The organism is Pelagicoccus enzymogenes (genome assembly GCF_014803405.1).
Lineage (GTDB): Bacteria > Verrucomicrobiota > Verrucomicrobiia > Opitutales > Opitutaceae > Pelagicoccus > Pelagicoccus enzymogenes.
The window spans coordinates 1-4,898 of the sequence record NZ_JACYFG010000044.1 but is presented as its reverse complement, the minus strand read 5'-3'; the positions used below and the strand labels follow the sequence as shown (position 1 = coordinate 4,898).

7 protein-coding genes are annotated in these 4,898 nt (G+C 51.2%); 6 read left to right on the top strand and 1 reads right to left on the bottom strand.

All coding sequences use genetic code 11. The annotated features are described in order from the left end of the window. Positions 1–32 precede the first annotated feature (32 nt). Entirely contained in the window at positions 33–1,301 is a 1,269-nt protein-coding gene (locus IEN85_RS18660; protein ID WP_191616790.1) for an IS110 family RNA-guided transposase, read from the bottom strand. A gap of 344 nt (positions 1,302–1,645) precedes the next feature. On the opposite strand from IEN85_RS18660, the gene IEN85_RS18655 reads away from it, so the two are divergent. The 6 genes from IEN85_RS18655 to IEN85_RS18630 all read left to right on the top strand — a co-directional run bounded on the left by IEN85_RS18655 (position 1,646) and on the right by IEN85_RS18630 (position 4,833). Then, positions 1,646–2,215, top strand: coding sequence for a hypothetical protein (locus IEN85_RS18655; protein ID WP_191618630.1), 570 nt, complete (start codon positions 1,646–1,648; stop codon positions 2,213–2,215). A 76-nt stretch (positions 2,216–2,291) separates the two neighbouring features. After that, positions 2,292–2,735: a hypothetical protein gene (locus IEN85_RS18650; protein ID WP_191618629.1), complete on the top strand. Its 444-nt coding sequence runs from the start codon at positions 2,292–2,294 to the stop codon at positions 2,733–2,735. 133 nt (positions 2,736–2,868) lie between these two features. Then, entirely contained in the window at positions 2,869–3,333 is a 465-nt protein-coding gene (locus IEN85_RS18645; protein ID WP_191618628.1) for a hypothetical protein, read from the top strand. Between the two features lie 79 nt (positions 3,334–3,412). Then, the gene (locus IEN85_RS18640; RefSeq protein WP_191618627.1) at positions 3,413–3,892 is read left to right on the top strand and encodes a hypothetical protein; all 480 of its coding nucleotides are present in this window, start codon (positions 3,413–3,415) and stop codon (positions 3,890–3,892) included. Between the two features lie 12 nt (positions 3,893–3,904). Beyond that, on the top strand, positions 3,905–4,363 hold the full coding sequence (locus tag IEN85_RS18635; RefSeq protein ID WP_191618626.1) for a hypothetical protein: 459 nt from the start codon (positions 3,905–3,907) through the stop codon (positions 4,361–4,363). A gap of 20 nt (positions 4,364–4,383) precedes the next feature. Further along, positions 4,384–4,833, top strand: coding sequence for a hypothetical protein (locus IEN85_RS18630; RefSeq protein ID WP_191618625.1), 450 nt, complete (start codon positions 4,384–4,386; stop codon positions 4,831–4,833). Positions 4,834–4,898: the final 65 nt, after the last annotated feature.

The following is a 4,898-nucleotide window of genomic DNA, read 5'->3' as shown; positions in this document are numbered from 1 at the left end:
TTACCACTGAGGCTAGGAGTCAAGCTGCTATATCAGTTTTTCATGGAATCTTGCAGGTACGCGCATATCGGGCTTCCTTTCGCTTTTAGTCGTTCTATATAGAGCCCTTCGTCGTAGGCGGTTCGAGTCTTCCACATCCGGTATATTATCCTCTGCCACTTGTAGGCCAGCTCCCGCATGGCGCAGTTGTAGGTCATTCCCGCGGCCTTCTTCATCCTCCAGAACGCGGACGCCCAGGAGCTCCACTTTATCGACTCGCCGGCGAACTCCACGAAGGTCTGCATCAGGAACCTCGGCCGGGAGTAGCGGCGGTGCACGATGCGCTTCTTGCCGCTGCTCTGGGTAACGGGGGCGACCCCGCTGTAGCGCTGCAGGGCCTCGCGGCTGGAGTAGCGGGAGCGGTCCTCGCCCATGGCCGAGAGCAGCCGCGGCCCTAGAGCCGGACCGGCTCCGGGAAGGCTGTCGAAGATCGGCTTGTCCTCCGACTCGGCGTAGCGCCGGGCCAGCTCCTGGTCGTATCTCGCGATGGCCCTCGAGCAGGCCTCGATGTGGTCCAGGCAGCTGGAGATTCGAAGCTCCATGACGTCCATGATCGCGGGGTCGTCGGTCAGGACGACGGACTCGGCCACCACCCGCAGGCGCTCCTCGATCACGTCCCTGCGCGAGCAGTGGGAGCTGCGGTAGAAGGCCGCCATCTCCTCGGGGTCCGCCTCGCGGGCCGCCTGCAGCGAGGGCCAGCGGCGAAGGAAGCCTATCGCCATGGGGGCGTGCAAGTCCCTGCCCAGCAGCGCCAGGGCCTGCGGGAAGCTGCTTTTTAGCAGCGACTTGAGGCGGTTGCACTGCTCGACCTGCCGGTCGACCTCCCCGCGGCGGGCCTTGGAGAGCGAGTCGATCCTGCGCATGGCCGCGCTGTCCAGCCGGTGGGCCCGGAGCTTGTCGCGGTGCGAGGCCAGCAGCTGGGCGAGGACCTCGCAGTCCAGCAGGTCGCTCTTGGCCCCGGAGCCGTTGAAGGCCTTGCGGAAGCGGGCCGGCACGCTGGGGTTGAGGGCGTAGACCTCCAGCCAGCCGCGCGGGCACAGGAAGGCTACCAGGTCGGGAGCGGGCATCTCGAAGGCCACCGCGACGCGGGCCTCGGGATGCTCGGAGCGAAGCCTCGCCAGCCACGCGCCCAGTTCGTCGGGGCTGTTGGCCAGCTTGTCGAAACGCGGACTGGAGCCCGCCCGCAGGGAGGCGAGGCAAACGTCCAGGGTTGCGTCGGAACGGTCGATCCCGATCGCGAAGTCCAGGGGCTTTTCCTTCATCGTGTCATAGTCGGTTGAGGGTTGCGGAAAGCTCGTCCTTGACCGGCAGCGACAGCAATATAGAGTGGTCCGTGCAGAGGGCTTCCACCGAGGAGTCGTCAAAAAGTCAAGGCGCTACCCGCAGCCCGGAACGGTAAGGTCACAGTCCTCCAGGGGACGCCGCGTATTTGTTCCTGGACTGCGGGCGAGCGCTGAAATTGTAATGAAAAGCCAAACGGAGTCCAACCCCGCCGGAAGTTATTCACAATGCCCCGAAAGCGAGCTCTTCGGCCCGCGCCTTTCGGGCATCATGAATAACTTCTCCTAGCCTATATTCGCGTATGGCCTTCACGTTAGAGAGAGAAATGAAGGCACCAATAGAAGAGATCGAATCGACAGAGAATCCGATGCTTATCGCGAATTCACTCGGCTTCTTTCTCTCTGATGCAATAAGAGAAGAAACGATAAGTCTGTACGAAGCATACTGCATAAATGGATACACTCTCCATTTCCAGAGATTGGGTTACACGCAACCCGCTTGGCACGGGAGAGTCCAGGTTTCTACATGCATAGCCATACTCAACCATCTATTGCTAGCCGTCTATTTCGAAGATAAAAAAAAAGAAGAAAAGACAAGAGAGTGGCTCATTGAGGCTGTAGGTTTGAACGAGGAAAAGAGAGAGCATTACCTGATGGATCGGATCGAGGATTTCTTTGAAAATCACATTCCAGACCAAGCTCTTCAGCACCTCCAAAACTATCGAAAGAACTACGATTCTCTAGGCTTCGATTCTGGACCTTATCACGTCGAAAGCTTCCCAGGCGATTGGTATTCTCCGGAGGATCTATTGCTTTCAGGCCCCTGTTCACACGAAAAGACCCTCGCAAAAACGATTGAAGATTTAATCGTCCAAATAGAAATTAACAAACTCTAACAAGTCGTAGCAGGCAACGAGCGCAAGCGCTCGTCGCCTGTACTCGGCGTTGGGCAAAGAAAAAAGACGGAAACGAATGGACAACCGATACTACGAGCAAGCCTTTCAAGAGTTGAGTGATAAAACTGTGGATACAGCTACATTCGCCAAAGCATACGCAACAACGGAGGGCGACGAGTCGAAGACAAAGGCACTATACATCAAGCTTCGTACGGCTGACCTACAACGTCTAGCGAAAGAGGAAAAAAAGAAAAAAGAAGAAGAAGCCAAACAGCATCTAAGACGGCAAGCCGAACAAGAAAAGAAAGACAAAGAACTATTCATATCCCAACACCCGAACATCAACAGGATAGGAAAATCACTAATTTCCTATTACTACGAACGCAGTAAAAAAGGAGAAAACATCGATGATGAGCTAAGAGAAGAAATAAAGAAGACCTCGAGAGGTTGTGCTGTTGTCTCTTTCAGTTTCATTTTTTTGATCATAGTTGTCTCGGTTGTAGCGATTTTAAACGAATAGCCCAACCAGACGGCCCATACAATGCCGGCAAACGCCCGCCCCTTTTTCAACGATCCCAACGAATTTAACGAAACCCGAAAATGCAGCCTTATCCGAGGCCGTCACGTATGGCCTCCACGTTCTCAAAAAATAGATGAAAGAAGGCGTAACGGGATTTTGGTCACAAAAAGGAGGTTCTGAACCTCCTAGGCTAGACTTTGACCAGATAAAACGAGACTTCCATACGATAGTTCGTGAAGCCAATTTCAGCGTCGAAGAGATTCAGGAAGCTCAATACCCAAGGAACCATCACAGAGTTCTTCTCCAGAACAAGAAAGGCGATCGAGAAACGATACTAATAAATGAGCACTATCCGATAGTAGCCTTCGCCGAAAAACTGTCACAGTCAGACTTGGTTGCGAACGTCCAATTCAAAGATCATGAAGAATTGAAGATGGCGATTGAGTCGAATGGTGGCTACGAAGTGGCGTCCAGCTGCTTTTTGAAAGAGTATCCACATGTGGATACTCTAAAGAACCTTAACCAATCTGAACTTGATCAAGTCAACTACTGGAAGCCTGATAGAATTGGAGATGTACTTTTCAATGATTGGGACTAAAAACCATGAGAACCAGTCAGTGGTCACAACTCCGGACGCTGCGCGTCCTACGTCGTGACACTTTGACGTTAGCTAGAAAATGAAGAGATACATATCAGTAATCCAAGCGCTCCTCATCATCGCCCTTACGAGTTGTGGTGATGTGACGTGCGACGAAGATTCTGAAGCCGTTGCTAGCGCACGAGCACTTACGCCAGAACGCTTGGAACGACTTTACGCACAAATGGCTGAGCTGGTAGAGAAAGTTAAGAAAGAAGAAGTATATATTGAATACAGTGTCTACGATGATGGAATTCCAGAAGAGTTTGAAGACATAGGTGCCATTAGCATTGAGCCAGTTAGAGGCATACCAAGCATTAGACTAGATGGATGCTTTGATCACCACATTGATCTACTGTTCGTAGGTATCGGCATCATTGAACCGAGCTCTTCAGAAAAACAGATTCTATTGATTTGGGGAGAGCACTCAACCGCCGGAGAAGAAGTTCTCTGGAAAGAAAACATAGGAGCTAACCAAGCAGAGCTCACAACTCCGGACGCTGCGCGTCCTACGTCGTGAGTCTTAGGCGATATGAGAAGAACGATAATAGCGGTAATCACTCTCCTTGGTTGCTACACGCTCTCTGGCAATCCGCTGCAATGGCCTCGACCACATGACCCGGCGATTGCAGGTTTCACGAAAGGATCTAGAATCGGAAACCACTGGACCATTGATCAGCTTACGAACGAACTAAAGAGAGCGAGCAAGCAAGAACACACCGTTTGGTACTATCTAGGGTCCACAAAAGAAGAGCACATTTTCATGAGCATTGATTATGCTAGTCCGCTTTCGATGTACGACGAAGACACTGGTGAGCACTACTCAAACATGGGACCGTTTATTATGCTGGTTTCGGTTTCAGAATCAGAAATTGAATTAAAGAAAAGAATGAAGCTAACCGAGAAGTCAGAAAAGTGGATCGAACTAGATTCGCTAAAAAACATAACTCATATCAAGTCGGTGCTCACAACGGCGACAAGCGCCGCGTGAGACCTCGACGTTCTGAAAAAATGAAACCTCGATGCCCAACTCTAGTCGCGCTGATCTTTATGGCTTTGGGCGTTATCCGAGCGAATGGAGCCAATCCAATAGAAGATCGATTGAAGATCGATACGATGTGGGAAGAATGGCTTAATCAGCCGAAACTTACCTACACGAACCTAGAAGAGTCAGACTTAAAAGAACTACACGGAACTTGGGAAGGATCCTGTGGAATTGAGGGATCGATAGATCAAGTATCAATCACCTTAAAAAATGATAAGAAATGGATCTCTAACGAATTCAACGAAGAAGATGTAAAGCAAATGTGGATTCTTTACGATGGACTCATTTTCCTCTACGTATCCAGTTCAAATGAGGGGCACCAAATGACCTCATGCATCTACAAAAGCAAAGGAGGCGACCTAAAGCTTATCTATGCTGATTGCGACAACCACACCCTAAACCTTAAGAAAAAATAGGTCAGAACAAATCGTGTCATACAACTCCGGGGGCTGCGCCCCCTCCGCGTATGCACTCGACGTTG

Bases quoted from the DNA above. Each gene is read 5' to 3' on its own strand.
- IEN85_RS18660 (WP_191616790.1), bottom strand. From the start codon at position 1,301: ATGAAGGAAAAGCCCCTGGACTTCGCGATCGGGATCGACCGTTCCGAC.
- IEN85_RS18655 (WP_191618630.1), top strand. From the start codon at position 1,646: ATGAAGGCACCAATAGAAGAGATCGAATCGACAGAGAATCCGATGCTT.
- IEN85_RS18650 (WP_191618629.1), top strand. From the start codon at position 2,292: ATGGACAACCGATACTACGAGCAAGCCTTTCAAGAGTTGAGTGATAAA.
- IEN85_RS18645 (WP_191618628.1), top strand. From the start codon at position 2,869: ATGAAAGAAGGCGTAACGGGATTTTGGTCACAAAAAGGAGGTTCTGAA.
- IEN85_RS18640 (WP_191618627.1), top strand. From the start codon at position 3,413: ATGAAGAGATACATATCAGTAATCCAAGCGCTCCTCATCATCGCCCTT.
- IEN85_RS18635 (WP_191618626.1), top strand. From the start codon at position 3,905: ATGAGAAGAACGATAATAGCGGTAATCACTCTCCTTGGTTGCTACACG.
- IEN85_RS18630 (WP_191618625.1), top strand. From the start codon at position 4,384: ATGAAACCTCGATGCCCAACTCTAGTCGCGCTGATCTTTATGGCTTTG.